We start from the raw sequence: 26,721 nt of genomic DNA, 5'->3' as shown, positions 1-26,721 counted from the left end.
CAAGCAAGGCGAACGGCTGGGAGGACCATCAGGGGCGGTGGATCGTGTACCGGTGATGGCCGGGTGGGCGGACCTGGTCGTACATGAGGATCGCATGGCGATTCATCCTGCTGATCAGGCGACCGTCTTCCGGGTGTCTCGGAGACTTCCTCCGCCTCCAACTGGGCGGCGCCCCTGCCGCTGCCTGTCGCCCCCCTCTGCGGGTGCGTCCGAGCGTCCCAGTCGGCCCCTTGAGCACGACAGTTGGCCGCGCGGTTGACGGTGTCCGACTCGGCAGGAGAGTCGCCGGGCGCCAAGTCGACTACCGATCACCTGAGCTGGTCAGACCGGCACCACGGCACAAGAGCTGGCAGACTCCGCTCCTTCCGGTGATCACGACGCCCGGCGGGAGGCCGGCGTTATCGCGCGCGGGACGCGGGGGCGCTATGCGGCCAGACGCATCAACAGTTCCTTGGCGTGGGTCTCGGCGGCCGTGAGGGCCTCAGTGCGGGAGGCCTCGAAGAGCGGGACCAAGTCGGCCATCGCGGGAACGGTCGGGGCCAGGGTCAGCTCGGGGACGATGAAGGTGACATCCAAGCCGAGACCGGTGCCGAGGGCCTGGTGCAGATAGCTCTGCACATAGTCGTTGCCATGCTGGGGTGTGCCCTGCTGGTACGACCCGCCGCGGCTGGTCACGACGACGGCAGGCTTGCCTCCGAGCGAGGGGTTCTCGGTCATCGCCGTGCGGCCTACGGCGAAGACGTGGTCGAGCCAAGCCTTCAGCGTCGAGGGGATCGAGTAGTTGTACATCGGGGCGCCGAGCAGGATCACGTCCGCCGCCTCGGCCTCCTCAATCAGCTTGGCGCGCAGAGCGAAGGCGGCCCGCTCCTCGGGGGACTGATCGGTGGCTGGGGTGTAGCCGGCGTAGTAGGCGGCGGCCTGCAGATGGGGTATGGGTTCGGCGTCGAGGTCACGGTAGATCACCGTGCTCTGCTTGTGCTCGTTCTCCCATGCCTCGCGGAACGCGGCGGTCACAGCGCGGGAGTGCGAGTTCTCGCGGTTGAGGGAAGTATCGATGTGCAGCAGCGTGGCCATGGTTGTTCTCCTGAGCTGAGTGGTCCGCGGCCAGGCAACCCGGACGGGTCGCACAGCCCACGGAGACTTCGTCGGCGGATCATCTGGTGCGCGGGTTGCAGGGCTGCCTCCGCGACCGCCCTGCTGTGGGCAACATCCTGCTTCCTCAAGCAGGGTTGAGGTCCAGCGGTCGTGATCCAGATCACCGCCCAAGGCGGCATCGCCTGTGCCCAGGACAGCTAGGCAGCCACTGCCGAGCACAAGGCCGCCAACCACAAGACTCAGAGGCCAACCGGGGCAGTCGCTCAGTCACAGCGAGCCCGCGCGACCCGTGGAGGAGCGGGCCACCTCCAGCAACCGAGCGCAAGCACGTCCCCGTTTGCGCTCCTCCACGTACCGCCTGCTGCGGCTGCTCTTGCTACCCGCCCGCACTCCTTCCTCTGGACTCCCGTCCCGCCCTTCCGGCGTCCACAGTCACGAGGGAGGCCGACTGGCAAACGAGTGGCGGGTGCGCCCGTTCGGCCCGCCTGTGTTGCTGTGCCTCGCCGGGGCTTCTGTGATGGGTCGGGGTGCTTCTGACGCCCTGTGGACTCGATCTTTCGGAGGTATGAGTGGCAATCCGTCTATGGGGCGCGAGCATGGCCGCGACGGCAGGCCTTGCCGGTTCCCTTCTGCTCAGTGCTCCCCCGTCCGCTGCCGTGGACACGCAGACCTCCACCGTCGATCGCTCCCTGACACCGGCGGTTTTCGCCCCGCCGCCGGCGGGTGAACAGGCAGCCCAGGAGGGCAAGCAGCGGCAACAGGACCTCCGGCCCGCAGCGGACGGCCAGGAGGCGCGCTGCCTGGGGCTGGTGCCGTCGCCCTACCCCTACGCACACACGCAATTCACGTGCAACGACTGGCGGTTCGGCCCGGCCAAGCTGCCGCACACCGGGATCCTCGGCAACATCCTCAGAGGCTACGACCGGTTCGGCAGCCTCACCCCGGTGGAGTTCCTCAACAAATGGTGGGACCCGGCGGGCAACTTCGGGCAGGGCGACTGGAAGTACTCAAAGATCCCGGACGACGGCTTCGCCCATGACAAGCAGGGGAACGTCATCGCGGCCGAGATCACCCTCAAGCGCGGCCAGCTCCTGGACCGCTTCGGCAATGAGTTCGGCAAGTTCCTCGCGCCGGCCGGTGCCAAGTACGGTGAACGCTCGATTCCGCCGTCCAACCTCAACACCCAGGACCCGCGGTACCCCTACGACTACCGCCTGTACCGGGTGAAGAAGGACACCCTCGTGTGTACCGGGCCTGTCGCCCCGGCCTTCGAGCAACCCGGCCTGGGTGTGCAGTACGTCACCTCGGTCAACGCCAAGCAGACCAAGTACTGCCCCCATGTGAAGACCGGCGCGACAGTGAACTCCCTGGTGGGCAACCACCACCTGAAGCGGGCGAACTGATCGCGGAAGGGCCGAGGGCAGGAGCAGGGGCGGGACATGGACCGTCACCAGCTGTGCGAGGCGCTGAGCGCGGCCGGGGTCCCGGCAGGACTGTACGAGATCGCAGACTGTCCTGGCTCCCCCGGCGGCCCCAGGCCGGAGGACCGCCTCTACCTGGAGGAACAGGCTGGTGAGTGGGTGGTGGGCGTCCAGCAGCGGGGCATGCGCACGGTGCTGGAGCGTTTCCCTGACGAGGACCGGGCCTGCCGCAGCCTTTACGCCGAGCTGACCGACCGCAGCTCGCCGCCCTCGCCGCTCACTCCCGAGGAGACCGAGGAGCTCCTGCACGACAGTGAGGGCATCCGGCGCCGCGCCCGCGAGCAGCTGGCGCGGGCACTGGAAATCGCCGCCCAACAGCCACCGCAAAGGGATACCGGGCAGCATGCCCGAGGGGATCCAGGCCGCTGACCACACGCCGAGGGCCGCAGCCCGCTCATGACTGCGGCCCTCGGCGCGCGGACCGGCGGGTCGCCTTGCGACCGCACGCCTTCAAAACGCTACGAGCGGGTCGTGGTCCGGCAGGGTGGCGTCTCGCAGTGATGAAGCCAATGCAGATGATGGAGCTGATGCGGACCCTGTCGGCACGGGCGCTGGCGATGCCGGTGTTCTTGCAGGTAGCGGTCACCAACAGTGCGAGGTCGGTGGCATACGAGCTGACGGTGCCGACGGCGTCCTATGCGTGGTGAGACGGACGAGTCGCCTGTCGCACAGGGCTGCGGCGAGGCCGAGAAAGGCCAGGTAGTCAACGGGATTGCGTTCGTAGCGGGGTTGAGTCGGACACCTCGGCGTCCTGGTCGTTCGCTGGACTCGACGCCTTTCGGGCGATGCGCACTCCGATGCGCTAACCCGCTACTACCTGGCTTTCCTCGGCCTCGCCGCGGCCAACTGCTGCTACATGGGAGCGGGTCCCGCACTCGTGGTGCGAGACCCAGCTGTCCAGCTCTGGATTAACCGATCACCGTGCAGAAGTTGCCGATGTTCTGGTTCGTGTCACCGGTGCCCGAACCGACCGGAGCGAAGATGGCGCCGGCTTCGAAGCCCTGCTGGCAGCCCACGATCTGCAGGTTGTTGACGACGGCGTCGAAGGGGTCGTCGTGGCCACCGTTGGCGCTGGCAACCCCGCTGCCGACAAGACCGAGGCCGCCGACCATCGCCGCTACGGCCGCAGCCTTCTTGAACTTGTGCATCACGTCTCCGATTCCTTCACAGGCACGACCACCCTTACGGATCGTGCCCGACTGGTCACAGATATAGCACGCATCCTCTTTAGGCGTTTATCGCTGACACACCCGCTTAATTAGAGATATTTAGTTTATGCACCTTTTCGCGACTGCTTCGGAAGTCCATGACGGGGCTGTCCGCACCGAAGTCCGAACTCCCCGGGGCTGGTCGGCGGACTGCTCCGATCCCCCCGTGGGTCCCCCACCCCGACACCCCGGCGGCTCCTACACCTTCACGTGCACCGCCGCCCTGCCCGCCGACACGCAAACCCGGATCACCGAGGAACGTGCACACCAGGACCGCCTCGCCCCGCCGGCACGGACCGCGCCCCTCCTCGCCCGCCGGCGCCGCCCCGCCGCCGTTCACCATCCGCAACGTCCTCACCGAACAGTGCGGCATGGGGCCGGCGCCCCTTACCGCGGACCTAGGCAAGTGGACCGTCCGGCCAAGTGAGCGCCCAACGAGTGGCCCGGAACGGAGAGTTGGTCCGGAAGTCAGGCGCCGGTGCGGCCCCTTTGTCGAGGCCGCCGTAGAGCGAGGGGCGGCAAACCCCAATCGCCGCGGTAGATGGCGAGAACTCGACCGACAGCTCACACCAGCCCCATGACAAGGAACTTCACGTTGGTGGATCTCATTGGGTATCGGCCCCGGCCCGGACGGCCGAGGTGGTCAGCGGTGCCAGGTGGCCGGACACGGACGCGTGGGCTCGGGCGCCGCGGTGTTCGTCGACCTGCGCGTCGGCTGGAGGGTAGTTCCCCGTTCGAGTGGTGGCGGCAGATTCGACGAAAGCCGTGGCTAGGTCGAGCCGGTTTCGGGGCGGCGTCCTGCCGGCCCGCGAGCGCACGGAGGCGCTCCGGAAGCACTGCGGGCCTGGCGAGCCCTTGCGTCACAGCACTCAGTGCTGCTACCCACCTGTTAGCACTCTCGTATGGAGAGTGCTAACCGAAGTGCCGACAGAAGCAGCTGTCGAACTCATTCCTTCGCAGCCGTGACCGATGTCGGAGCACAGGGATGAGAGGGCTGCCGTGTTCGAAGTCCTGCGGGTACGCAACTACCGTCTGGTGGCGACGGCCGAACTCCTGTCCAGCCTCGGAGACTGGCTACTGCTGGTCGCCGCACCCTATTTCGTGCTCCGCCTGACTGGATCGACGCTGGCCACCGGGCTGTCACTGGCAGCCGAGACCGTACCCGCGCTCCTCCTCGGCCCAGTGGCCGGTGTGTTCGCCGACCGCTGGGACCGCCGCCGCACGATGCTCACCGTCGACCTGTCACGCGCAGCGGTGGTCGCGCTCATGCTCCTCGTCCACCATCCGGACCAGGTCTGGCTCATCTACGTCGCCCTGATCGGAGAGGCAAGTCTTGGCCAGTTCTTCGGCCCTGCCCGGCGAGCCCTCGTTCCGGCGCTTGTCGGGCGTGGTCCCCAACTGGCCGCGGCGAACTCCTTCTTCGCCTTGGTCGCCGGCACCGTACGGCTGGTCGGCGGTCCACTCGGCGGCGCCCTCTACGCACTGGTCGGCTTCGCCCCGGTGGTGTCTCTCGACGCCACCAGCTACCTCGCCTCCGCCCTCCTGATCACCACCATCCGCCACCGCCCCGAACCGGCCTCGCGACCACACCGCAAAGACACCACAGTGCTGCGACGGTTCGCGAGCGACCTGCGAGACGGAACCATGCACCTCCTCACGGCCCCAGGGCTCCCTGCCGTGCTCGCCGCAGCCTCGGTCTTCTTCCTCGGGAACGCGGCCCTGACCGCCCTGCTCGTGCCCTACACCGGCACCCTTCTGCGCGCCGGAGCCGGCACACTGGGCCTCCTGTTCGCCGCCCTGGGCGCCGGCTACCTGGCCGGAGCCCCGCTCAGTCGGGCCACCGCCGCACACCTCTCCGACCGCACGGTCATGATCAGCAGTCTGGCCGGCCTGAGCGTGGTCTTCGCAGTCACCTTCAATATCCGCAATCTCGCCTGGGCCCTCGTACTGTTCGTCCTCATCGGACCGCCCGGCGTGTGCTTCTTGGTCACCGTCGACACCTACCTCGCCCGCTGCACCCCCGACGCCCTTCTCGGCCGCGTCAGTTCCGCCTACGGCATGCTCCAGGCAGCCGCCACGCTGGCGGGCATGCTCTGCGGCGCCGTCCTCGGACAGCGGGCGGGCATCAGCATCACCGCGGACCTCGCCGCCCTCTGCGTCGCCATCGCGGCGGTCGCCGCACTGCGGGTCCCACGCCCCACCACACCCGACGGCCGCGACACCGGCGATCCGTCGATCCCGGCGCCCCCCGACCGCTCCGCAGACCGCTGAAGCCGTCACCCGACTCACGACCAAAGCAACATCCAACCTGGATGCGCCGGGCGGTTCACGGGTATTCGGCGGACGGCCCTGCGGACTCCTGCCTGCCCACGCTGACCAGCCCCGTCTCGTAGGCGGCGATGACGGCCTGGACGCGGTCACGCAGTTGGAGCTTGGCGAGGACGCGGGAGACGTGGGTCTTGACGGTCGTCTCGGCCAGGTGCAGGTGGTCGGCGACTTCGACGTTGCTCAGCCCGCGGGCCACCAGGCCCAGGACTTCGCGTTCGCGCGGGGTCAGCGAGGCGAGGTTGCGGTGGATTGCAGTGGTGTGACTGTCATGCTGCGTGCTGTTTCGATGTTCGCATCCGGCTCCGGGCTGATGTTCCCCTCCGGCACTGCGCTGATGTTCGCCCCCAGCAAAACGCTCCACCAGGCGCCGAGTGACAGCTGGTGCGAGCAGCGCGTCACCGGAGCGGACCGTGCGGACCGCGGAGATCAGTTGCTCGGGGGTGACGTCCTTGAGGAGGAAACCGCTGGCCCCTGCGGACAGCGCCGCGTAGACATACTGGTCGAGGTCGAAGGTGGTCAAGATGATCACTCGGGGCTCGCCCGCAATGCCGGTGAGGATGCGGCGGGTGGCTTCCAAGCCGTCCATCTCCGGCATCCGCACGTCCATCAGGACCACGTCGGGCCGGGTACGGCGGACCGCGTCGACGGCCTCGGAGCCGTTGGTGGCCTCGGCGACCACCTCGATGCCGTCGGAGCGCAGGATCATCCGGAATCCGGTGCGGACAAGGGTCTGGTCGTCGGCGAGCACCACGCGCGGCGGCGGCTCGGTCACGGTGCCTCCAGGGGGATGAGTGCCTCGACACGGTAGCCACCGGTGAGGCGTTGGCCGGTGCGCAGGGTTCCGTCGTAGACGGAGAGGCGCTCGCGCAGGCCGAGCAGTCCGCGGCCGTTCCCGGTCGCCACGCCAGGGCCAGGGCGGCCGCCGGTGTCGGAGACTTCCACCCGGAGCCGGTCGGGGGCGTACTCGACGGAGACCGTGGCGCTGGCCCCGGACGCGTGTTTCACGGTGTTGGTCAGTGCCTCCTGGACAACCCGGTACGCGGTCAGTTCGATGCCCGGCGGCATGGGGCGGACTGCTCCGGTGATCTCCAGGGCCACCGGGACGCCGGTGTCCCGGACCCGCCCGATGAGTGTTTCCAGCTGCTCCAGACCCGGCTGTGGGGTCAGGTTCTCGGCGCGGGTCGCCTCCTCATTGCCGCCGCCCATGGTGAGCAGACCCATCACGTGACGCAGCTCGGTCATGGCCGCCCGGCCGCTCGCCTCCACGGCGAGCAGTGCCTCGTCGGCTTCGTCGGGGACGGCTCTCATGACCCTGCGGGCGGCGCCGGCCTGGATGACCATGACGCTGACGTTGTGGGTGACGACGTCGTGCAGTTCGCGGGCGATTCTGGCGCGTTCCTCGTCGACGGCTCGGCGCAGCGCCTCGGCCTGCTCTCGTTCCACGGCGGTCAGCCGGGCGCGGCCCTCGTCGGTGCGTACCCGCCAGGTGCGCAGGCCGTTGGCTGCCATCGCGAGGGGCCCGAGAATCCACAGGACCACGTACTCGTTCGGGACGATGCCCGGCTGGTACGGGTAGACATGGGTGGTCGAGGTGCCCGACGTGTAGACCAGGAGGACCGCCGTGGGTACGGCCGCCAGGGTGGGGATCCTGTACGGGCTGTAGGCGGCGGCGCTGTAGACGGCGACGACGAGGGGGTAGAAGGTCAGCCGCGCGACGTCCTGAGGGGTGAGCATCGCCAGGCAGGTCACCACGCAGAGCACGGCGAGTGGGTAGCGGCGGCGCTGTATCAGGGCACCGGAGGTGACGAGGGCGAGGGCGCTCAGGGCGATCGCGGCGTCCGTTCCCGACGGTTGGACCGCCTTCTGCACACCGGGAAGCACCTCGCGAATCTGATTGTCCGCGACGTCGATGGCGTAGTACACGGTGGTGACGGCGAAGGCCATCGCCACCAACAGGTCGAACTGCCGGCCGCGCCGGGTGAGGCGCGGTGCCGACCCGGTCGGGCGCAGCGCACGGCCGGCTGCCGCTCGCAGCCGGTGCCCCGCTGTCGTCTCGTTCGTCACTGACACATTGTCACCGCCGTGGCGTCCACTTGGGATCCGTCTTGGCGATCACTCCTGGCCTGCCGTCTACATCAGCCGTCTACTTCTCAGGTATGAGGCCGGCAGGCCCTCGTCCCGTCGGAGGACCGGAAACGGCTCGGGCGAAGGACGCGGCCGGGGCGGGAGCCCGCCTAGCGTCCAGGTCGCCAGATGTGTTGACTCAAGGAGTCCTGTATGACCGAGCCGGTGATCGACCTGCGCGACGTGAGCCGCAGATACGACGACGGGCCGCCCGCCCTGCACGACGCGTCGCTGACCGTGTGGCCCGGTGAGGCCGTCGCGATCCTCGGGCCGTCCGGCAGCGGCAAGTCCACGCTCCTCAATCTGATCGCGGGCCTGGACCGGCCGGACACGGGGACCGCCACGGTGGACGGCGTACGGGTCGATCAGCTGGGCGAGGCCGCGGCGGCCCGCTACCGGCGATCCAGAATCGGCATGGTCTTCCAGTTCTTCAACCTGCTCGACGACCTGACCGTCGCGGACAACGTCGCGCTTCCCGCGCAGTTGGCGGGCACGGCGCGAGGCGAAGCTCATCGCCGGGCGGCGGAACTCCTCGAGATCCTCGGCATCGCCCGACACGCCCGCGCCTACCCGGGGCGGCTGTCCGGTGGTGAGCGCCAGCGCGTCGCGGTGGCCAGGGCACTGATGAACCGGCCCCCGCTGATCCTGGCCGACGAACCCACCGGCGCGCTCGACACGGCCGCGGGTCAGGACGTCAGCCACCTCCTCAGGGACCTCAACGCCGAGGGCCAGACGCTGGTGGTCGTCACTCACGACCTCGCGCTGGCACGCTCCTGCACTGATCGCACGGTGCGGATCATCGACGGTCGGATCGCCGAGGACCTCCGCGCGGGGGTGGCTCGATGAGCGCGCTGGGCCGGGTGGTGCGCTCGGGCGTGGGACGACGCCGGGTGCAGACGATCGTGATCGGCCTGACCGCGATGATGGCGGTCGCCGCGTCCGTCCTGGGAGGCTCGCTGCTGGTGGTCTCCGGTGCACCGTTCGACGATGCCTTCGCCCGGCAGCACGGCGCGCACCTGTCCGTCGAGTTCGACGCGGCCCGCATCGGCGCCGGGCGGGCGAAGGCGACCGGGCAGGCCGACGGGGTGGCGGCCGCGGCAGGCCCGTTCCGCGCAGTGTCGGTCACCCCCCGCACCCACGACGGCCCGGATGCGTGGCCGATGACCGTCGTCGGCCGCGGCGATCCCGATGGTGCGGTCGACGGCCTCACGCTGACCGCGGGACGCTGGGCCAGTCGACCCGGCGAGATCGTGCTCAACGCAGACGCCTCGCTGTTCCCCACCCTCGGTCTCGAACTCACCTTCCCTGGCCGGCCCGGCGCCTCCACCGTGAAGGTGGTGGGCGCGGCCCGCTCGGTCACCCAGAGCGCCGACGCATGGGTGACTCCGGCCCAGGTCACCGAGCTCAGCACGCCCGGCCGCCGCGGCAGCTACCAGATGCTCTACCGCTTCGACGCCGCCGACACGGCCGCACAGGTCTCGGCAGGCCGCAAGGCCGTGACGGCGGGAGTCAAAGCCGTGACGGGGACGCAGTCCTGGCTCACCGTCAGGGCGTCCGCAGAGCGCGACACCGCTCTGTACGTACCGTTCCTCCTGGCGTTCGGTGTCCTGGGGCTGGTCATGTCGGTGCTCATCGTGGGAAACGTGGTCGCCGGCACCGTGGGTGCGGGGCTGCGCCGGATCGGCGTCCTCAAGGCCATCGGCTTCACCCCGGCGCAGGTCGTGCGGGCCCACGTGAGCCAGGCGCTGACCCCGGCGACGGTCGGCACGGCGCTCGGCGTTCTCGCGGGCCACCTTTTGGCGGTGCCGGTGATGTCGGAGACCGAGGACCTCTACGGCACCGCTTCCCTGACCGTCGCCCCCTGGGTCGACGCGGCCGTGGCCGCCGGCGTACTCGGCCTGGTCGCGTTGACCGCGTGGGCGAGCGCCTGGCGGGCCGGACGGCTGCGCACGGTCGACGCGATCACCGTCGGGCGTGCCGCGCGGACGGAACGCGGACGGTGGGCGGCCCGCCTGGCCGGACGGCTCCCCGTGTCCCGGCCGCTCGCCCTGGGACTGACCCGCCCCTTCGCCCGCCCCGCCCGTGCCCTGAGCATGGGGGCGGCGGTCCTGTTCGGCGCCGCCGCCATCACCTTCACCGTCGGCATGGGGGCGTCGCTCGGCGAAGTGACGAAGGCCAAGGCCCACGACGCCGCCGACGTCGCTGTCGCCGCACCTCTGCCAGAGTTCGGCCCCGACGGTCCGATCGCCCCAACGCAGCCCGAGCCCGATGCGGCCGCCATCGGCGCCGCGATCGACGCCCAGCCCGCGACCCGGATCCGCTACAGCACCGCGACAGCCCGGGCCACAGTCCCCGGCGTGGCCGGCACCACCACAGTGGTCGCCTTCACCGGCGACGCCTCCTGGGGCGGCTACACCATGGTCTCCGGCCGCTGGATCGCCACGCCCCGCGAGGCCGTGGTACCCACCCCCTTCCTCACCGCCACCGGTACGCACATCGGGGACACGGTCACGCTGGGCGGCCTGGGCAAGTCGGTCATGGTCCGGATAGTCGGCGAGGTCCTCGACCCCCGCAACGACGGCATGCAGGTGTTCACCGACGCTGCGACGCTCGCACCCGCGCAACCGGACCTGACGGACACCACACAGCACATCGCGGTGAAGTCCGGTACGGACGTGGCCACTTACGTCGACGCGCTGAACGAGGTCCTGAAGCCGCTGGGGGTCACCGCACGACCGGGAGGGGCCGAAGGCGGCAGCGACATGGTCGTCACCCTGAACGCACTGTCCGCGCTTCTGACGTTGATGCTCGTCGCCGTCGCAGCGCTGGGTGTGCTCAACGCGGTCGTGCTCGACACCCGCGAACGCGTCCGGGAACTCGGCGTCCACAAAGCCCTGGGCATGACTCCCCGGCAGATGATCACGATGGTTGTCACCTCCGTCGTCGTGACCGGACTGGTCGGCGGCGCCTTGGGCGTTCCGCTCGGCGTCACTCTGCACGGCTGGGTCATCCCCGCCATGGGCCACAGCGTCGGCCTCGACCTCCCCGGCTCCGTCCTCGCCGTCTACCACGCGGCCGAGCTGATCCTGCTGGTCCTGGGCGGCCTGCTCATCGCCGTCCTGGGCGCGCTGCTGCCGGCGAGCTGGGCCGCCAGAGTACGCACCGCCACCGCCCTGCGGACCGAATAGAAAAGGGAAAACGGTGCAACTGCCGTCTGGGGCGGGGTCATTACTTCCGCACGTACTCTGCCGGTTCCGCGTCCGCGGCCATGCTGAACAGCAGCAGATTGCCGTCGCGGGCGGCAGTGAAGAAGACCGAGTCGGACTGACGGCAGCCCTTGCCCGACTCCGCGGTGTACGTCGCCGGGCTGAGCGCCAGCACCGGGGACACCGCGCCGATGACGAAGGTGCCGTCGCAGTACTGCTCCGTGCCGTCGTCCATGCCCGCCGTGACCGACATCCGCACCAGGCGGCCACCGACCGGGCCCTGCGCGATCCGGACCAACTCCTTCGCTCGATATGTCTCGTTGGCCGGCACCCAGGTGCCGACGTACTGGTCCGGCACCGCGTCTCGTCCGCCGACCGACCGGTAGAAGTCGGCCGTCAGGTCGCCGGACTTCCACACCAGTACGTCCCGTGACCGCACCTTGAGGGTCTGCTGCGACAGCGGCGTGCAGCGTCCCTGCGGCACGCCTGCGGTCACCTGGCCCTTGCCGACGACCAGTGTGTCGGCATCGGCGGAGACCAGCGTGCTGCGACCCGTGCACTGGAGGTCGCCGTCGGTGTCGATGTACGCGGCGGCCTTCTCGCCCGGACTGCCGGGCGAGATTTCCAGCCGCAGTACGCGTTTCGGCATGTCGGAATTGCCTTCGACTACGCCTTCCCAGGCGCCGATGAACTCGTCGGGGATGCCCGTCTCGGTACCCCGCGACGCACTCGCCGAAGGTGCGCTGCCCGCCGCGGGTTCCTTCTCGTCGTCACGCAGTGCCAGCGCCGTGCCCGTGGCCACCGCGGCCAGTGCCACCACTCCCGCGAGGACCGGCCGCCACCGCCGCTTGGACCGCGTCGGCGCCGACGAGCCCTGCGGCGGTGTCTCCGCGGTGAGTATCCGGGCCGCGAGCCGACCGAGTTCAGCCAGCAGCTCCGCGGGCAGCCAAGGGCCGTCCGCGTCGGTGCCGGTGTGGACGGCGAGCTGCGCGGCTGTGGGCCGCCGCTGCGGGTCCTTGGCCAGGCAGGCGGTCACCAGATCGGTCAGCGTCGGCGGCACCCCGGTGAGGTCCGGCTCCTCCTCGGCGATACGGAACATCAGCGCGTGCAGCCCCAGTTCGGAGGAACCGAACGGCAGCCGCCCCGTCGCCGCGTACACCAGAACGGAGCCGAGACTGAACATGTCAGCGGCAGGCGTCACCCGCTGTCCGCGCACCTGCTCCGGCGACATGAAACCGGGCGAGCCGAGCACGACCCCCGTGGAGGTACGCAGACTGCCCGCCACGGTGTCGAGTGCCCGGGCGATACCGAAGTCGATGATGCGCGGGCCGTCGACGGTCAGCAGGATGTTCGACGGCTTGAGGTCACGATGCACCAGGCCCGCGCCGTGGATGGCGCGCAGTGCACGGGCGAGCCGCCAGGCCAGGGAATGCAGTGTGGCCTCGGGCAGTGGCCCATAGCTCGACCCGACGACCTGGTGCAGTGAAGGGCCGGGCACGTACTCGGTGGCCACCCACGGGGCCGCGGCTTCGGTGTCGGCGCCCAGCACGGGCGCCGTCCACTCACCGCCCACCCGGTGCAGCGCGGCGACCTCCTGGCGGAACCTCGCCCGGAACTCAGGGTCTTCGGCCAGCGCCGCCTTGACCACCTTCACCGCTGCGGCCCGTCCGCCCGCGGAACGTCCCAGGAAGACCTGGCCCATACCGCCGGCACCCAGCCTGCCGACCAGCGTGAAGTCTCCCATCCGCCGCGGATCCCCCGGCTCCAGGACGTGCATCCGTGCCCCGCTCTCCCCGTGTGCGTCAGCTTGCCCTGCGCGACGGAGACACTACCGGTTCGAACAGAGGCCGGCTCGCGGTGCTGCGCCGCCAGGCCCTTGATATATCCAATAGATTTAACTCAATGTACCGTTAGCCGTACGGGCTCTGTGCTGGCCCTCCTGGCCTTCGGCCGGGCTGCGATCAGCCATGGACCGGTCCCTGAACAGCGGTCGGCCGAGGCTCTATGGGGCAGGGAGTACGGATGACGACGTTCGACTACATCGTGGTGGGTGCCGGTTCGGCGGGGTGTGTGCTCGCCAACCGTCTGTCCGAGGACCCTGGGACGACCGTGTTGTTGATCGAGGCGGGGGGAAGGGACTCCACTCCGCTGATCAAAATGCCCAAGGGCTTCGGCAAGCTCCTGGGTGACCCCCGCTACGCCTGGCACTACCCGGTCGAGCCGGTGGGCCCGACCCGGCGGGTCGAGTACTGGGCCCGGGGCCGGACGCTGGGGGGATCGAGTTCCGTCAACGGCATGGTCTACAACCGCGGGGACCGCGCCGACTACGACGAACTGGAGCGGCTCGGCAACCCCGGCTGGGGCTGGGACACCATGCTCCCGGTCTTCAAACGGATCGAGGACAACGCACTCGGCGCCTCCGAGGTCCGAGGCGAGGGCGGGCCGCTGCACATCTCGACCGCACCCAGGCCGGAACGGCTCTGTGAGGAGGCGATCGCCGCCGGAACCGGACTCGGCTGGGCCCGCACCGACGACCTCAACGCGAGCGACGACGAACGCATCGGCTACTCCATGGCCACCATCAAGAACGGACAGCGGTTCAGCGCCGCCCGAGCCTTCCTGCACCCGGTCGAACACCGGCCGAACCTGACCGTGTCGGTGGACACCCTCGTCACCCGGGTCCTGACCGAGAACGGCAGGGCCGTCGGCGTACGGACCCGCGGTAAGGACCAGGAGACCGGCTTCCGCGCCCGACGCGAGGTGATCCTCTCGGCAGGCAGCATCGCCACGCCGAAGATCCTGCAACTCTCGGGCATCGGACCGGCTGAGACGCTCAAGTCGGCGGGCGTCGATGTCCTCGTCGACAGCCCGCACGTCGGTGGCAGGATGCGCGAGCACCGCTGCTTCGTCGTCCAGTACCGGCTCAAGGACAACCTCGGCTACAACAAGGCACTGAGTACCCCACTGCGACAGAGCCTGTCCGGTGTGCGCTACCTCGCGACCCGCCGTGGTCCACTGGCCGCGCCCGCCTTCGACGTGATCGCCTTCTTCAAGAGCCGTCCCGAAATCGACCGCCCGGACGCCCAGTTGCTGATGGCGCCGGTGTCCCTGACGCCGGAGACCCCCGGCAAGGAGACGGGCGTCGAACGCGAGCCCGGTGTCATGGGCCTCGGTTACATCCTGCGCCCCACCGCCGAGGGAAGTTTGCACATCGCCTCGGCGGACCCCGAGGCACCCCTCACCATCACGGCGAACTACTACGGCTCCGACCACGACCGCACCGTGGGAACCGCCCTGTTCCGCAGAATGCGTGAACTCTTCGAGACCGAGCCGATCGCCGGGCGGATAGCGGCCGAAACCCTGCCGGGCCCCTCGGTACGGGAGGACCAGGAGATCATAGACGCGGGCCTTGATCACGGGCGCTGCGGCTACCACGCCATCGGCACCTGCGCCATGGGTCCGGCCGACGACGATGTCGTCGATCCCCAACTGCGCGTGCGCGGCATCGAGGGCCTGCGAGTCGTCGACTGCTCGGTCATGCCGACGATGGTGTCCGGCAATCTCAACGCGCCGATCATGGCCATGGCCTGGCGGGCCTCCGACCTCATCCTCGACGGGAACTGATCGGCAGCTCGGTGAGGAAGCCGCGGTAGGTCATCCGGTCCATGACCACTCTGCCGGCGACCTCGTTGAATCCGCGCCGGATCGAGGGCGGCCTCAGCAGGCGGCAGGCCGTGTCGTGGCGTCGGCTGCCTGCTCGGTCAAGCCTCGCCGGCGGGGCAGGTTCACTGGGTTCCTCCCTCACGGTCGTCGCTGCCGCTGGTGCCGCGGATGCCGGTCAACCGGCTGAACACGGAACGCGTCCGCCCTCGCGGAAGCAGCACACCACCCGACGGTGGAATCGCGGCAGGACCGGGCGGTGGCAGCCCGTTCCGTATCCTGGCGGCATGCGCATGCGCCCCACACTGAGCTGGACCCCTGCCGCGGACCTGCCGCCGGGCACCACGGATCTGGAGCCGGTCGCCGATGCGCTGGGCTCCGGCGGTGTGGTGGTTCTCAGCGGGGCGGGTCTCTCCACGGAGTCGGGCATCCCCGACTACCGGGGCGATGGCGGGAGCCTGAGCCGGCACACCCCGATGACCTACCAGGACTTCACCGCCGGCGCCCAGGCCCGGCGGCGGTACTGGGCGCGCAGCCACCTCGGCTGGCGCACCTTCGGTCGCGCCCGCCCCAACGCCGGGCACCGGGCGGTCGCCGCGTTCGGGCGGCACGGCCTGCTGTCGGGGGTGATCACCCAGAACGTCGACGGCCTGCACCAGACCGCCGGCAGCGAGGGCGTCGTCGAACTTCACGGAAGCCTGGCCCGGGTCGTCTGCCTGTCCTGCGGCGCCCTTACCCCTCGCCGCGAACTCGCCCGGCGGCTGGAGGAGGCCAATATCGGCTTCGAGCCGGTCGCCGCCGGAATCAACCCGGACGGTGACGCCGACCTCACCGACGAACAGGTCAAGGACTTCCGCTTGGTGCCCTGCACGGACTGCGGCGGCATCCTCAAACCGGACGTGGTGTTCTTCGGCGAGGCCGTTCCGCCGCAGCGGGTCGAGCACTGCCGCACGCTGGTCCGGGAGGCGTCCTCGCTGCTGGTTCTGGGATCCTCACTCACGGTGATGTCTGGGTTGCGGTTCGTCCGTCAGGCGGCCCTGGCCGAAACGCCGGTACTGATCGTCAATCGGGACCCGACCCGGGGCGACCAGCACGCCCTCACCCGGGTCGCACTCCCCCTCGGCACCGCCCTCACCTCATTGGCCGACCGGCTGAACATCCCCGTCGACGGTCAGGCGACGGCCTGAGTGGGAGCTTGCCGGTGGTCGACTGCCACCGGGCTGTTTGGGCGCACACCGCACCGTCCGGCTAATTCAACTCAGTACCGTAGGACGCCCACCGTCCGAGGGTGAACCCGCCGCCCTCTTGCCGCACTTCCACGGCACCCGCCCCACCGAAATGTGCGGGGACGACCAACTCCCTCTCGGCAGCGGCGCGTTCAAGGACCCGACGACGGCTGGCCACTGCTTGTTCCGCATCCAGACAGAAGCAACTGTTGCAGGAGGGTGTGAGGACCTGTACCGGGCTGTGCAGAAGATCGCCGACGAAAACCGCCCGGTCACTCCCGGATGCGAGCCGCAGCACGGACGAGCCGGGCGTGTGGCCTGGCGCAGACTCCAGAGTGAGGTACTCGTCGATACGGTGGGTGCCGTCCCACAGGACGCTCCGCCCGGCCCGGTGGACGGGCGCGATGCTGTCCTCGTAGATCAGCCGGTCATCCTCCCTGCGGCCGTTCCCGTACCCGTTGTCCGGGCCGAAGTGGAAGTCGTCCGCGGCCGGGATGAGGTACTGCGCGTTGGGGAACGTGGGCTCCCATCCTCCGTCCACGTCCACGGTGTTCCACCCGACGTGATCACCGTGGACGTGGGTGTTGACGACGATGTCGACGTCCGCCGGCCGGACTCCGACCCGCGCCAGCCCACCCAGGAAATCGCCCTGCCAGTGGTGGAAGTGAGCAGAGCCGGGCCGCTCGCGCCCGTTGCCCACACCGGTGTCGACCAAGACGGTCCGTCCGCCGCTGCGCAGCACCCAGGTCCGCAGCGCGATCACCACCCTGCCGCTGTCCGGTTCCCAGTGATCCGGCGCCAGCCAGCCCTCGTTGCCCTTCCACACCTGCGCACCCGACTCCGGAACCAGGCCGCGAGCGGGCACGAGCGCCCCTTACCACTCGACGACTCGGATGATCTCGACCTCGCCGAGCACGATGCTCTGCACACTCTCACTCTTCATGCCGTCGACCCTAGGAAGGATAGGTGAGCCTCTCAATGCCTGTTTTGCTCAAGCGACTACGCATCCGTATCACCGCTGATGCTCTTGGTACCCTGCCCCGATGGATGTGGTGAGCGACGCAGTCTCGGCGGTACGCATCGGGCGTCCTTCCTCGAACCGGGTACGAATGAGCGGGAGTTGGTGCGCGCGGCTCGCCCCGTACAACGGTGCGGGCTTCCATGTGCTGCTGGAGGGCAGCTGTTGGCTGCTGCCCGACGGCGGCTCTCCCGTCTCACTCGGCGCGGGTGACGTGGTGCTGCTGCCGCACGGCACGGGACATGTGATCGCCGACGCTCCCGCCGATGCGACGACCGTCGAACAGGCGGTGGCATTTGAGCGATGGGTCGACGAGAGGGGGCCACGTGGGCCGCGAACCGCCTCCGGCGAGGTACAGATGCTGTGCGGCAAGTACCGGCTCGACCGCAGTCGCATGCACCCGCTCATGGCGGAACTGCCGAAGGTCGTCCACCTGCCGAACCGAGTGGGCGCCCATCCCGAACTGCGCGCCGCCGTCGACCTGCTGGGCCACGAGCTGGGCGCACAAGGCCCCGGCTCCTGCATCGCAGTGCCCAGCCTGCTCGACCTCCTCCTCGTCTATATGATCCGCTCCTGGGCAGCCCAGGGCACGGACGGCACCTGGTCGACCGTGCTGGGCGACCCCGTGGCTGCCGCCGCCCTACGGGCGTTGCACTCGGACCCGGCCGCCCCGTGGACCAACGACAGCCTGGCCGCCGAGGCAGGCGTGTCCCGCGCCACCCTGGCGCGCCGCTTCACCACCCTGGTCGGCCGCCCGCCGATGGCGTACCTCACCTGGTGGCGCCTGACTTTCGCCGCCACTCTGCTCCGCGACACCCCGGACCCGCTGGCCGTCATCGCTCGCCGCGTCGGATACGGCACCCCCTACGCCCTCTCCCACGCCTTCAGCCGGGAATTCGGTACTACCCCGGGGCAGTACCGGGCTGAGACAGCGGAGCGTTCGGCCTCCACGGGAGAGTCCTTGTTGACTTCCTCATGACTGTCCCGGCCCGAACTGCCGGAGCCGAGTCCAAGGACCATGACAGCAGCGCCCTGAACTCGGTCCCCAGTTGACCATCAGCGGCGACTGGCCCCGCCCCGTGGTCAGTTCTCCAGGCGAACAGGCATCAGGATCGAAAAGGTGTCCTCGGTGTCGGTCCGGCGGATCGCCAGGGGCGCCGTAGCAGCGCCGAACTCCAGGACCAGCTGGTCCCGGGCTCCGGCGGCGATGGCGTGCAGGAGGAACTCGCGGTTGACGGCGACGTGGTCCGGGTCGTCCTCAACGTCTTCGCAGACGGTCACCACGCCGTCAGCCGTCACCTTGAGCACACTGAGGTCGAAGGAAACACCGTCCTGCTCGCGCACCTCGCTTGCACGGACGGGACCGGTTTCCACCGCCTCCCGAAAGGCCTCGACATCGATGAGCGCACGGTGTCCTGCCGGCAGGCGGAGGAGGCGACGGTAATCAGGGAAGTCGTGATCAAGGCACTGGCCTGCCACCTGACGGTCCCCCGTCTCCAAGGCGACGCGGTCACCCTCCACAACGAGCTGGACGGACGCGTCGTCGCTCAACAGCGCCCGCATCGCGTCGGCGAGCGGGGACGGGACGATGACCTGCACACGGGGCCTGTCATGCCCTGTGGTAGCGGCATGTCCGACAGCCATCCGGTACCGGTCGGTGGCCACCACATGGAGCGCCTCACCCTCGATGTCGAACAGGACACCGCCCAGCATCGGCAGCTCCGGATCGGAACTGGCGGCGAAGCGGACCGCGTCCAACGCGGCGGCCAGCTCAGGCGCGGAGACAGCCAGCCGGACGGTGGCGGTGCGGAGCATGGTCATGGATTTCTCCCTGCATTCGAGTAGCGCTCGGAGCGTGGAGAACTCACTGCGGGCATCGGACAGTCCCAGTTCAAGACGGCGCAGATGCGCCTGAAGCAGCTTCCGCACCAGGTCGGTGTCCTGGCTGGACCAGCCGGCCAGTACCAGCCGAATGTCCGCCAACGGCATACCCGCCCGCCGCAGCCGGGCCAGTAACCGGGCTTCTTCCAGCTGTTCGGGGCCGTACCAGCGGTAGCCGGTAACCGGATCCACCCATGCCGGCACCAGCACGCCGGCACCGTCGTAGAACCGCAGGGCACTCACACTCAGTCCGCTGTCCCGGGCCATCTCACCAATACTGCGCATCTCGCTCTCCACACCCAGAACTCTGCGCCCTCCACCATGTGTCGGGCTGAGGTGTCGCCCTGTTCGAAGTGCAGTACCTGCACGGTGATGTGGGGACAGGCGGCAGCCGGCTCGCTGGTCCCCCCGTAACGTCCTGTGCGCCGACGGGAGACCTGCGTGATGCGGACCACACCGTTGGATTTCGGCTCCCCTGTAAGAAGTGGGCCGCTGCGCGCATTGCTTGGCATGAGAGCCGATATGAGGAACGGCGCATGACACATGCCCAACGCTTCCGGGACATCTACGAGGAGTGCTATCCGCGCGTCCTCGCCTACACCGCGAGCCTGGTGGGACGGCAGGTAGGAGAGGACATCACCAGCGAGACATTCACCGTGGCCTGGCGGCGGGTGCGGGACATTCCGCAACCCGCGCTGCCCTGGCTTCTAGGAGTGGCCCGCAACCTGGTGCGCGAGCTTCGTCGCCGGGACAGCCAGCAGTACGCCCTCGCCGCCGCGGAGGCACAGCGCATCAGCAGCAGTACCCGGACCGACGTCGGCGACGTCGCGGCGGACGTGACCGATCGGGAAACCGCCCTGCAGGCCCTGGCAAGCCTGTCCGACGCCGACCGGGAACTGCTGACGCTCATCGCCTGGCACGGGCTGAGCGCCAAGCAGGCCGCACGGGTCCTGGGCTGCACCACCGCGACGCTGACCGTCCGGCTGCACCGGGCCCGCCGCCGCCTGGAGAAAGCCCTGGAGCCTTCGCACCTGGCAGTCACGGCTCCCGTACGGGAGGCAGCAGTACCTGTACCAGAGCCGGGCCCCGGACCGGAACCGGCGTCCGTGCAGAAGTCGGTATCCGCGCGGACAACGGACTCCGCACCACGCGCACAGGCCCCGCGCCGCACTGATCGCAAAGGAGCACTCACATGAAGAACACCCGCGAACGGTCCGGGCGGCCTGACGTCATGAAGGTACTCGCGGGCGCCCGGCCCGACGAACTGGACCCGTCCAGGCTGGCGGACTCCCCGCGGCAGCGTGAGGACCTGGCACGCATCCTGGCCGGAGGGATGGACAATCGCGCGGCGGGTTTCCGGGTGACGGGACGCCTGCGGGGCGGAATCCGGCCGCTCGGGACGGTAGCGGCCCTTGCAGCCGTCGCGGCGTCCGCGGTGGTCGTGAGCTCTCTCGACCGGGATCCTTCGGGCGAGCGCCCGGGCGCGCCCCAGCAGTCCTCCGCCGCTGCCGCAGGACCGGGTTCGTCCACGTCGCACGGCCAGGGTGACGTCCGCGTCGACGGCCGCCTCGAACTGCTCAGTGTGGCGAAGAAGGCGGAGACGTCAACCGCCGACGGGACGTACTGGCAGACCACCACACGCTCGGAGGACGTGGACGTCGTCGGCGAGCAAGGGCAGCTCTTCGCCGTTCGCACCACGTCGACCGACGAGTGGTCGGTGGGTGTGCGCCCGGGAACCCGGAGCCTGATGGTCTCCGGCCTGAACGGCGTGACCGCCCCCCGCACCGAGGCGGACGCGGCACGCTGGCGGGCCGCCGGCTCACCCGAGACGATGCAGGCCGAGGTCACGGGGAACGCCGAAGGCGGCACGCTCGGGTACACGATGGGGACCGGGCGGCCGATGGTCATGCGGACCGACGCCGACGACAAGATCTACGCCCTCGGCCCGCGCAACATCTCCTACCAGGATCTGCGTGAACTGCCCGCCAGCAGCGGCGAGTTGCGCCGAGAGCTGGAGCGGCTACACGGGGAGGACAGCGATGCCGAGATCAAGGACCGCACCGCCTACGTGCTGCGCCAGGCGGCCGATCTCATCACGATGCCGGTGAAGCCCGCTGTCCGGGCGGCCGCGTACCGGGTGATGGCGGAACAGCCCGGCGTCCGGGGGCTGGGGCGTGTCACCGATCCGCTGGGGCGCGAGGGCACCGGTGTCGCGTTCCCCGGCACGCATGAGACGCCGCTGGGGGGCGTGGAGCAGCGGCTGGTCGTTGACCCGTCCACCGGCGGGATGCTCTGCGAGCAGCTCGTGCTGGTCGCACCGTCGGCCAGGGCCCGGGAGGCGGGGCTCGACGCGGGCACGACGGTGAACTACACGGCGACGACGCACATGAGTTGGGGCGACAGCCAGATCAAGGTGCCGGAGAACGCCAAGCGCTGAGCGTGCGTGATCCGGCGGAACACCTTTCAGCAAGAGCACGGCAACCAGTAGGAGCACAGGAGAAGATGACAACACCCGTACGACGGTTGGCTTCACCCGCCACCCGCGTGGCCACCGCGCTCGCGGCCTGCGCCATCGCGCTCACGCCGTATGCCGCGCAGGCGAAGGCGCAGTCGCAGGCACAGACGCAAGCACCGGCCGGGCAAAAGGCCGCCCTCGCGAAGACGCCCTGGAAACTGGCATTACCGCTGTCCGCGGCGCAGTCGACCGACTTCTACGACGTCACCGCGACGGGCCGGACCGACGCGTGGGCGGTTGGCAACACATTCGACGAGTCCTGGTTTTCGGTTCCGGTGGCCCAGCACTGGGACGGCACCCGATGGAGCGATGTTCCGCCCGCGGACACCGGCGGCAGACCCGCGAAGTTCGACGCGGTGGCCGCCTCGGGCCCGGACGACGTCTGGGCGGCCGGGACGTACGGCGACGTCGAAGTCGGCACCGCCTCCTCAGCTGCCGCCCGGATGCCGGAGCGCCCCACAGCCCGCCGGCTGCCGGACACGCTCCTGGACCGGTTGCCGGACACCCTGGCGGACCGGCTCCGCAAGGGCTCCGCGCTCCCCGAGACCGCCAGCCCGATCGTGCTCCAGCACTGGGACGGCACCCGCTGGAAGCCGGTGTCGCGTCCGGCACCCGCCGAGGGCTCGCTCCGCTTCGTCCTGAACCTGGAGTCGGTGGGCGCGGACTCCGTGTGGCTGACCACCATGGACTGGAACCCGACAGCGGCGGACCCCGCAAAGGCCTACTCCGGGCAGCTGGAGCACTGGGACGGCCGCAAGTGGAGCCGTACGGCACTGCCCCAGGCACCGGACGGCAGTCCGGTGGAGCCCTCGGCCATCGCGGGCACCGGACCCGACGACGTGTGGGTCAGCGCGCACAGTGAAACGGACGGCGTCGCCAAGCCCCTGCTCTACCACTTCGACGGCCGCCGCTGGACGGTGAAGGCCATCCCCGGCCCGTACGCGTACGACTCCGGCTGGATAGCCAACCACATCGTGTCGACCAGGCGCGGAACGGTTCATGTGCTCGGCAAGACCAACGACCCCCAGGTGCCGAGCGGGCTGCTCTCCGCGCGCTGGGACGGCCGCAGATGGCAGCAGCTGCCCGCCCCCGGGATCGACGAAGTGAACGCCGCGGGCGCGGACGGCTCGGGGGGCGTCTGGGTCGCGGGCTGGCTGCCCCAGGGCGACAGCCACTCGCGGCTCTCCCGCTGGGACGGCACCACCTGGACCGCCGAGGACCTTCCGGCGGAACTCACCTCGACGAGCTGGGGCAGCACGATCTTCGACATCGAAGACATTCCCGGCACCCGCGCCGTATGGGCCGCGGGCAACGCCGCGTGTGACAGCGTGACGGAGTCCTGCGGCCTGCTGGTCTCGCGCGGGATCCGCTGACGGAGGATCCCTGACGGTACGGACCGCCTGTGGCCCGCACACGGATGCGGGCCACAGGCGAACGTGCGCTCATTGTCTTGTCCGTGGCTCGCCATGGGTACGAAGGTGGCCACCGCCGCGCCACGAGAGGCAGGTGACAGCGCCGCAATGCGACGCGGGCCGCAGTAATCGGCTTGTGAGCCGATTACTGGGTCCCCAGCCATTGCAGGCTTATGGCTGATGACCCATTCTTCTGACGCTACGCAAAGGACTATCTTCACCAAGACGCCCAGACACGACGCCCCGATGCGCCGACGCCCTGACGCGCAGAGAAGAGAGGCTCGCATGGCTGCACCTCAGCGCAGGAGCCGGAAGATCATGATGACGCAGGATGAGTTGGACGAGTTCCTCGCCGCCCAGCGCACATGCCGGGTCGCTACGGTCTCGAGCGACGGTGCCCCGCATCTCAGTGCCCTCTGGTTCGCATGGGACGGTACCTCGGTGTGGCTGTACTCCATCGTGCGCAGCAAGCGGTGGGCCGACCTTCGGCACGACCGGCGCGTGGCGATCGTCATCGACTCCGGTGAGGGGTACGGAGAGCTTCGCGGGGTCGAGTTGTCAGGCGCTGTGGAGTTCGTGGGGGAGATCCCCCGCACCGGAGAACCCTGCGCCGAACTCGAAGCAGTGGAACCATTGTTCGCTCGCAAGAACTTCGGTCTGGAGACAATGCCGCACGACGGCCGGCATGCGTGGATCCGACTGACACCGTCGAAAACCCTCTCCTGGGACTTCCGCAAGATGTGACCACCAGAGGTCACCTCGCCCGTTCGTGGTGTGTCACGTCATCGGCGGCACCTGGACGGGCCGGGACTACCTCGGAGGGGATGGTGCCGCGAACGACATGCTCATCCGACCGTGAAGCTGTCGGTGCAGATGCCGCACGAGGCCGGCGGCATGCGACTTGGGGCCTTCCCGCGTGGCGGCCGCCCGCAGGAGCGAGACGTTCACCTGGCTGTTGGAGGCGTGATCGTCTGGGAGGTAGCGGCTGCGGGCAGCAGGGTCGGTGAACCAGCGGTACGGGGCGCTGCGGTCGTCCCCGGTGTAGTGGGTCTCTTCGCCGAGCAGCGCCACGGCGGCTGGTGTCTGCAGCAAGGTCGCGCCGAGGTGGCCCATGACCTGTGCCGGGGTGTCCTGCAGCCGGTCCAGTACGCGCATCAGTCCGGGGTTGACGTGCTCGCTGCGCAGGTACCGCTGCGGTGTGCCGTGCCCGCACAGCAGGAACAGGTGGTCGCGTTCGTCCGGGGTGAGGCGCAGACCGCGGGCGATGGCCGCGGCCATCTGCTGCGACGGCTGCGGTCCGTTCCCCCTCTCCAGACGGGCGAAGTAGTCGCTGGACATGTCGCACAGCTCCGCGACCTCCTCCCGCCGCAGTCCGCGGGCACGTCGGCGCGACCCGCGGCGCAGTCCCACGTCCTCCGGTTGCAGCGCCTCCCGACGGGCACGCAGAAAGGCGCCCAACGAGGCGCGATCCACGGACCGTTCCATGGTTGTCTCCAGAAGATCGTGTGCTTCGCGAACGTGGGACATCGCCGTGCGTTCGCCAGTGTCGCAGCCGTCGGTGGGCCTTATCCACGGACTGCGAGTCAGTGGTTGAGGGAGTCCTTCCTCGGTATCGCCGGGTGCGGTGCAGTGGCTACCGCGGGACGGCGCAGTGCCTTCCGCGACGACCTGGACGTGCGGCGGGCACCGCCGCGCCCAGCGGAGGAGAGGATTCCCATGGCCAAGTGGACAGCCGCCGATCTGCCGGAGCTGACAGGCAGGACGGTGCTCATCACCGGCGCCGGGAGCGGTCTCGGGCTCATCACGGCTCGTGAGTTGGCCTGTGCCGGCGCCCGCGTCGTGTTGGCGGTGCGTAACACGGAGAAGGGCCGGCTGGCCGTCTCCGGCATGCCCGGCGAGTTCGACGTCCGGCACCTGGACGTCGCCGACCTGGGATCGGTACGCCGCTTCGCACAGGAGTGGAGCGGTGCCCTGGACGTGCTCATCAACAACGCCGGCGTCATGGACATCCCGGCGGCGCGGACCGCGGACGGTCTGGACGTGCAGACGGCGACGAACTACACCGGCCCCTTCGCCCTGACCAATCTGCTCCTGCCGCACCTGACCGACCGTGTGGTCACGGTGATCAGCCAGCTCCACCGGCAGTCCAAGCTGGACGTCGACGACCTCGACTGGCGCACGCGCAAGTACAACGGGATGAACGCCTACCAGGACTCCAAGCTCGCGGGCGTGCTGTTCTCCCTGGAGTTGCAGCGGCGGCTGACCGCCTCGGGCAGCCGTGTGCGGTCGGTGCTCGCCCACCCCGGCATCGCGACGACCCAGCTGGCCGCCCACTCGCCGGCCAACGCCATCAACCGCCTTTCCTTCCTGCTCAACGACCCGGAACGCGGAGCCCTGTCCATCCTCTACGGCGCGACGCAGAACGTGCCCGGCAACGCCTACGTCGGCCCGGACGGGCCCGGCAGCATCAAGGGCCACCCCACCGTACGCGAGCCGGGCAAGGCCGGCCTCGACGAGGAGACGGCAGGCAGGTTGTGGCAGGCCACCGTCGCGCTGACCGGAGTCGGCGGTTGACCTGCGTGTGCGTGTCGGCTGGGCTCACTGCTCCGCGTTGGTGCTCAGCGCACCGGGAAGCCGAAGGAGTATCCCTGCTGCTTCAGCCACGGCAGGACCTCGCGCAGGGCGGCCACGGTCTGGGAGCGCTCGCCTCCCGCGTCGTGGAAGAGGACGGTCGGGCCGTTGGATATCTCGTTCTTGACGGTGGCGATTATGGCGTCGGTGCCGGGGCGCTCGAAGTCCTTGGAGTCGACGTTCCAGCCCAGCGGCCGCATCCCCCGGGATGCGGCGAGCTGCCTGCTGTAGGGGGTGAAGGCACCGCCCGGCGCCCGGTAGTACAGCGGCCGGACGCCCCCGGAGGCTTTGGTGATCATGCGTTCGGCGTCCAGGATCTGCTGTGACTGGTAGGCGTGGGAGTTGGTGTCCATGGTGGTGTCGTGGGAGACCGTGTGGTCACACAGCCGGTGCCCGGCCGCCACCACCGCCTTCACCAGGTCCGGATGGGCTTGGGCCTGCGTGCCCACCATGCAGAAGGTCGCCTTCACGCCGTTCTCCCGCAGCACTTCCAGCACCTGCGGTGTCCAGGCCGGGTCCGGCCCGTCGTCGATGGTGATGTTGACGCCGCGGGCGCCTTGGTCCGAGGCATGGGCGATGTCCACCGACACCGGCGCCCCGCCGGTGCCGGAACCCGGTGCGGAGGGGCCCGCGGAGACGCCCGCTCCGGCCTGCCGCTCGTCAACGGGCCCGGCCTGCGCGGTCCATACCGAGGTGGCGGCCGCCATCGCTGTCACCCCGACCGCCGCCGCGAGTACCCGGCCGTGCCATCCCCGTCCCCCATGCCGCGCCATGTCCGCCCTGTTTCTCGTCGTCTTGGTGGATCCGTGCATCCATCAGGACGGAGAAAGGGCACCGCGGGATCCGCCTGTTACTGATCACGGACAATTCCGCGGGGGTTCTGAGACGCCTCGGTATCCGCGCACGAAGCGGATGAGTGCGTTCCTCCGTGCCCAT

General features: G+C 69.6%; 21 protein-coding genes and 3 pseudogenes. 14 read left to right on the top strand and 10 right to left on the bottom strand.

Annotation, left to right across the window (positions count from 1 at the left end):
• Window positions 1–423: 423 nt before the first annotated feature.
• Window positions 424–1,074, bottom strand: a complete 651-nt coding sequence (locus OHA64_RS46615) for an FMN-dependent NADH-azoreductase (RefSeq protein ID WP_405623376.1) — start codon at window positions 1,072–1,074, stop codon at window positions 424–426.
• A gap of 617 nt (window positions 1,075–1,691) precedes the next feature.
• Between OHA64_RS46615 and OHA64_RS46610 the strand changes: the two genes are divergently transcribed.
• The 3 genes from OHA64_RS46610 to OHA64_RS46600 all read left to right on the top strand — a co-directional run bounded on the left by OHA64_RS46610 (window position 1,692) and on the right by OHA64_RS46600 (window position 3,223).
• Window positions 1,692–2,498: a TNT domain-containing protein gene (locus OHA64_RS46610; protein WP_405623375.1), complete on the top strand. Its 807-nt coding sequence runs from the start codon at window positions 1,692–1,694 to the stop codon at window positions 2,496–2,498.
• Window positions 2,499–2,534: 36 nt separating this feature from the next.
• Complete coding sequence (locus OHA64_RS46605) at window positions 2,535–2,945, top strand: hypothetical protein (protein ID WP_405623373.1); 411 nt, start codon at window positions 2,535–2,537, stop codon at window positions 2,943–2,945.
• A gap of 128 nt (window positions 2,946–3,073) precedes the next feature.
• Window positions 3,074–3,223, top strand: coding sequence for a hypothetical protein (locus OHA64_RS46600; RefSeq protein ID WP_405623372.1), 150 nt, complete (start codon window positions 3,074–3,076; stop codon window positions 3,221–3,223).
• On the opposite strand, the pseudogene OHA64_RS46595 reads toward OHA64_RS46600, so the two are convergent.
• Both OHA64_RS46595 and OHA64_RS46590 read right to left on the bottom strand, forming a co-directional pair.
• A pseudogene (locus tag OHA64_RS46595) lies at window positions 3,159–3,378 on the bottom strand (hypothetical protein); the annotation flags it as partial. The gene OHA64_RS46600 and the pseudogene OHA64_RS46595 sit on opposite strands and share 65 nt — an antisense overlap.
• Before the next feature lie 106 nt (window positions 3,379–3,484).
• Complete coding sequence (locus tag OHA64_RS46590) at window positions 3,485–3,724, bottom strand: hypothetical protein (RefSeq protein WP_405624403.1); 240 nt, start codon at window positions 3,722–3,724, stop codon at window positions 3,485–3,487.
• 1,059 nt (window positions 3,725–4,783) lie between these two features.
• Between OHA64_RS46590 and OHA64_RS46585 the strand changes: the two genes are divergently transcribed.
• A complete protein-coding gene (locus OHA64_RS46585; protein ID WP_405623370.1) occupies window positions 4,784–6,055 on the top strand; it encodes an MFS transporter in 1,272 nt (423 codons plus the stop codon).
• A gap of 55 nt (window positions 6,056–6,110) precedes the next feature.
• On the opposite strand, the gene OHA64_RS46580 is transcribed toward OHA64_RS46585, so the two are convergent.
• On the bottom strand, window positions 6,111–6,884 hold the full coding sequence (locus tag OHA64_RS46580) for a response regulator (RefSeq protein WP_405623368.1): 774 nt from the start codon (window positions 6,882–6,884) through the stop codon (window positions 6,111–6,113).
• Window positions 6,881–8,176 carry a sensor histidine kinase gene (locus OHA64_RS46575; RefSeq protein WP_405623367.1) on the bottom strand — a complete coding sequence of 432 codons (1,296 nt, stop codon included), beginning with the start codon at window positions 8,174–8,176 and terminating at the stop codon, window positions 6,881–6,883. Before OHA64_RS46575 ends, OHA64_RS46580 begins: the two co-directional genes overlap by 4 nt.
• Window positions 8,177–8,389: 213 nt before the next feature.
• Here OHA64_RS46575 and OHA64_RS46570 point away from each other — a divergent pair, with 213 nt between their 5' ends.
• A complete protein-coding gene (locus OHA64_RS46570; protein WP_405623365.1) occupies window positions 8,390–9,082 on the top strand; it encodes an ABC transporter ATP-binding protein in 693 nt (230 codons plus the stop codon).
• The gene (locus OHA64_RS46565; RefSeq protein ID WP_405623364.1) at window positions 9,079–11,424 is read left to right on the top strand and encodes an ABC transporter permease; all 2,346 of its coding nucleotides are present in this window, start codon (window positions 9,079–9,081) and stop codon (window positions 11,422–11,424) included. Before OHA64_RS46570 ends, OHA64_RS46565 begins: the two co-directional genes overlap by 4 nt.
• 40 nt (window positions 11,425–11,464) lie before the next feature.
• On the opposite strand, the gene OHA64_RS46560 is transcribed toward OHA64_RS46565, so the two are convergent.
• Window positions 11,465–13,186 (bottom strand): serine/threonine-protein kinase, encoded by a 1,722-nt coding sequence (locus OHA64_RS46560; protein WP_405623363.1) that lies wholly within the window; start codon window positions 13,184–13,186, stop codon window positions 11,465–11,467.
• A 278-nt stretch (window positions 13,187–13,464) separates the two neighbouring features.
• Here OHA64_RS46560 and OHA64_RS46555 point away from each other — a divergent pair, with 278 nt between their 5' ends.
• Window positions 13,465–15,066, top strand: coding sequence for a GMC family oxidoreductase (locus OHA64_RS46555; protein ID WP_405623361.1), 1,602 nt, complete (start codon window positions 13,465–13,467; stop codon window positions 15,064–15,066).
• A gap of 323 nt (window positions 15,067–15,389) precedes the next feature.
• Window positions 15,390–16,289 (top strand): NAD-dependent protein deacetylase, encoded by a 900-nt coding sequence (locus tag OHA64_RS46550; RefSeq protein WP_405623360.1) that lies wholly within the window; start codon window positions 15,390–15,392, stop codon window positions 16,287–16,289.
• A 61-nt stretch (window positions 16,290–16,350) separates the two neighbouring features.
• Here OHA64_RS46550 and OHA64_RS46545 read toward each other — a convergent pair.
• Window positions 16,351–17,271 (bottom strand): annotated as a pseudogene (locus OHA64_RS46545) (MBL fold metallo-hydrolase).
• A 100-nt stretch (window positions 17,272–17,371) separates the two neighbouring features.
• Here OHA64_RS46545 and OHA64_RS46540 point away from each other — a divergent pair.
• Complete coding sequence (locus OHA64_RS46540) at window positions 17,372–18,325, top strand: AraC family transcriptional regulator (RefSeq protein ID WP_405623358.1); 954 nt, start codon at window positions 17,372–17,374, stop codon at window positions 18,323–18,325.
• A gap of 104 nt (window positions 18,326–18,429) precedes the next feature.
• Here OHA64_RS46540 and OHA64_RS46535 read toward each other — a convergent pair whose 3' ends face one another.
• Entirely contained in the window at window positions 18,430–19,512 is a 1,083-nt protein-coding gene (locus OHA64_RS46535; protein WP_405623357.1) for a MerR family transcriptional regulator, read from the bottom strand.
• 251 nt (window positions 19,513–19,763) lie between these two features.
• On the opposite strand from OHA64_RS46535, the gene OHA64_RS46530 reads away from it, so the two are divergent.
• From OHA64_RS46530 to OHA64_RS46515, 4 genes are all read left to right on the top strand, one after another.
• Window positions 19,764–20,423 (top strand): RNA polymerase sigma factor, encoded by a 660-nt coding sequence (locus OHA64_RS46530; protein ID WP_405623355.1) that lies wholly within the window; start codon window positions 19,764–19,766, stop codon window positions 20,421–20,423.
• Window positions 20,420–21,664 (top strand): CU044_5270 family protein, encoded by a 1,245-nt coding sequence (locus OHA64_RS46525; protein ID WP_405623354.1) that lies wholly within the window; start codon window positions 20,420–20,422, stop codon window positions 21,662–21,664. The genes OHA64_RS46530 and OHA64_RS46525 overlap by 4 nt, the downstream gene beginning before the upstream one ends.
• Before the next feature lie 65 nt (window positions 21,665–21,729).
• On the top strand, window positions 21,730–23,115 hold the full coding sequence (locus OHA64_RS46520; RefSeq protein ID WP_405623352.1) for a hypothetical protein: 1,386 nt from the start codon (window positions 21,730–21,732) through the stop codon (window positions 23,113–23,115).
• 324 nt (window positions 23,116–23,439) lie between these two features.
• Window positions 23,440–23,898: a pyridoxamine 5'-phosphate oxidase family protein gene (locus OHA64_RS46515; RefSeq protein ID WP_405623351.1), complete on the top strand. Its 459-nt coding sequence runs from the start codon at window positions 23,440–23,442 to the stop codon at window positions 23,896–23,898.
• A 120-nt stretch (window positions 23,899–24,018) separates the two neighbouring features.
• Here the strand turns inward: OHA64_RS46515 and OHA64_RS46510 are convergent.
• Window positions 24,019–24,639: pseudogene (locus OHA64_RS46510) on the bottom strand (helix-turn-helix transcriptional regulator); the annotation flags it as partial.
• Window positions 24,640–24,870: 231 nt separating this feature from the next.
• Here OHA64_RS46510 and OHA64_RS46505 point away from each other — a divergent pair.
• Complete coding sequence (locus OHA64_RS46505) at window positions 24,871–25,728, top strand: SDR family NAD(P)-dependent oxidoreductase (protein WP_405623350.1); 858 nt, start codon at window positions 24,871–24,873, stop codon at window positions 25,726–25,728.
• Between the two features lie 44 nt (window positions 25,729–25,772).
• Here OHA64_RS46505 and OHA64_RS46500 read toward each other — a convergent pair whose 3' ends face one another.
• Window positions 25,773–26,558: a polysaccharide deacetylase family protein gene (locus OHA64_RS46500; protein WP_405623349.1), complete on the bottom strand. Its 786-nt coding sequence runs from the start codon at window positions 26,556–26,558 to the stop codon at window positions 25,773–25,775.
• Window positions 26,559–26,721 lie beyond the last annotated feature (163 nt).

This window comes from Streptomyces sp. NBC_00076 (assembly GCF_045041235.1).
Classification (GTDB): Bacteria; Actinomycetota; Actinomycetes; order Streptomycetales; family Streptomycetaceae; genus Streptomyces.
This window is presented reverse-complemented; position numbering and strand designations above follow the sequence as displayed.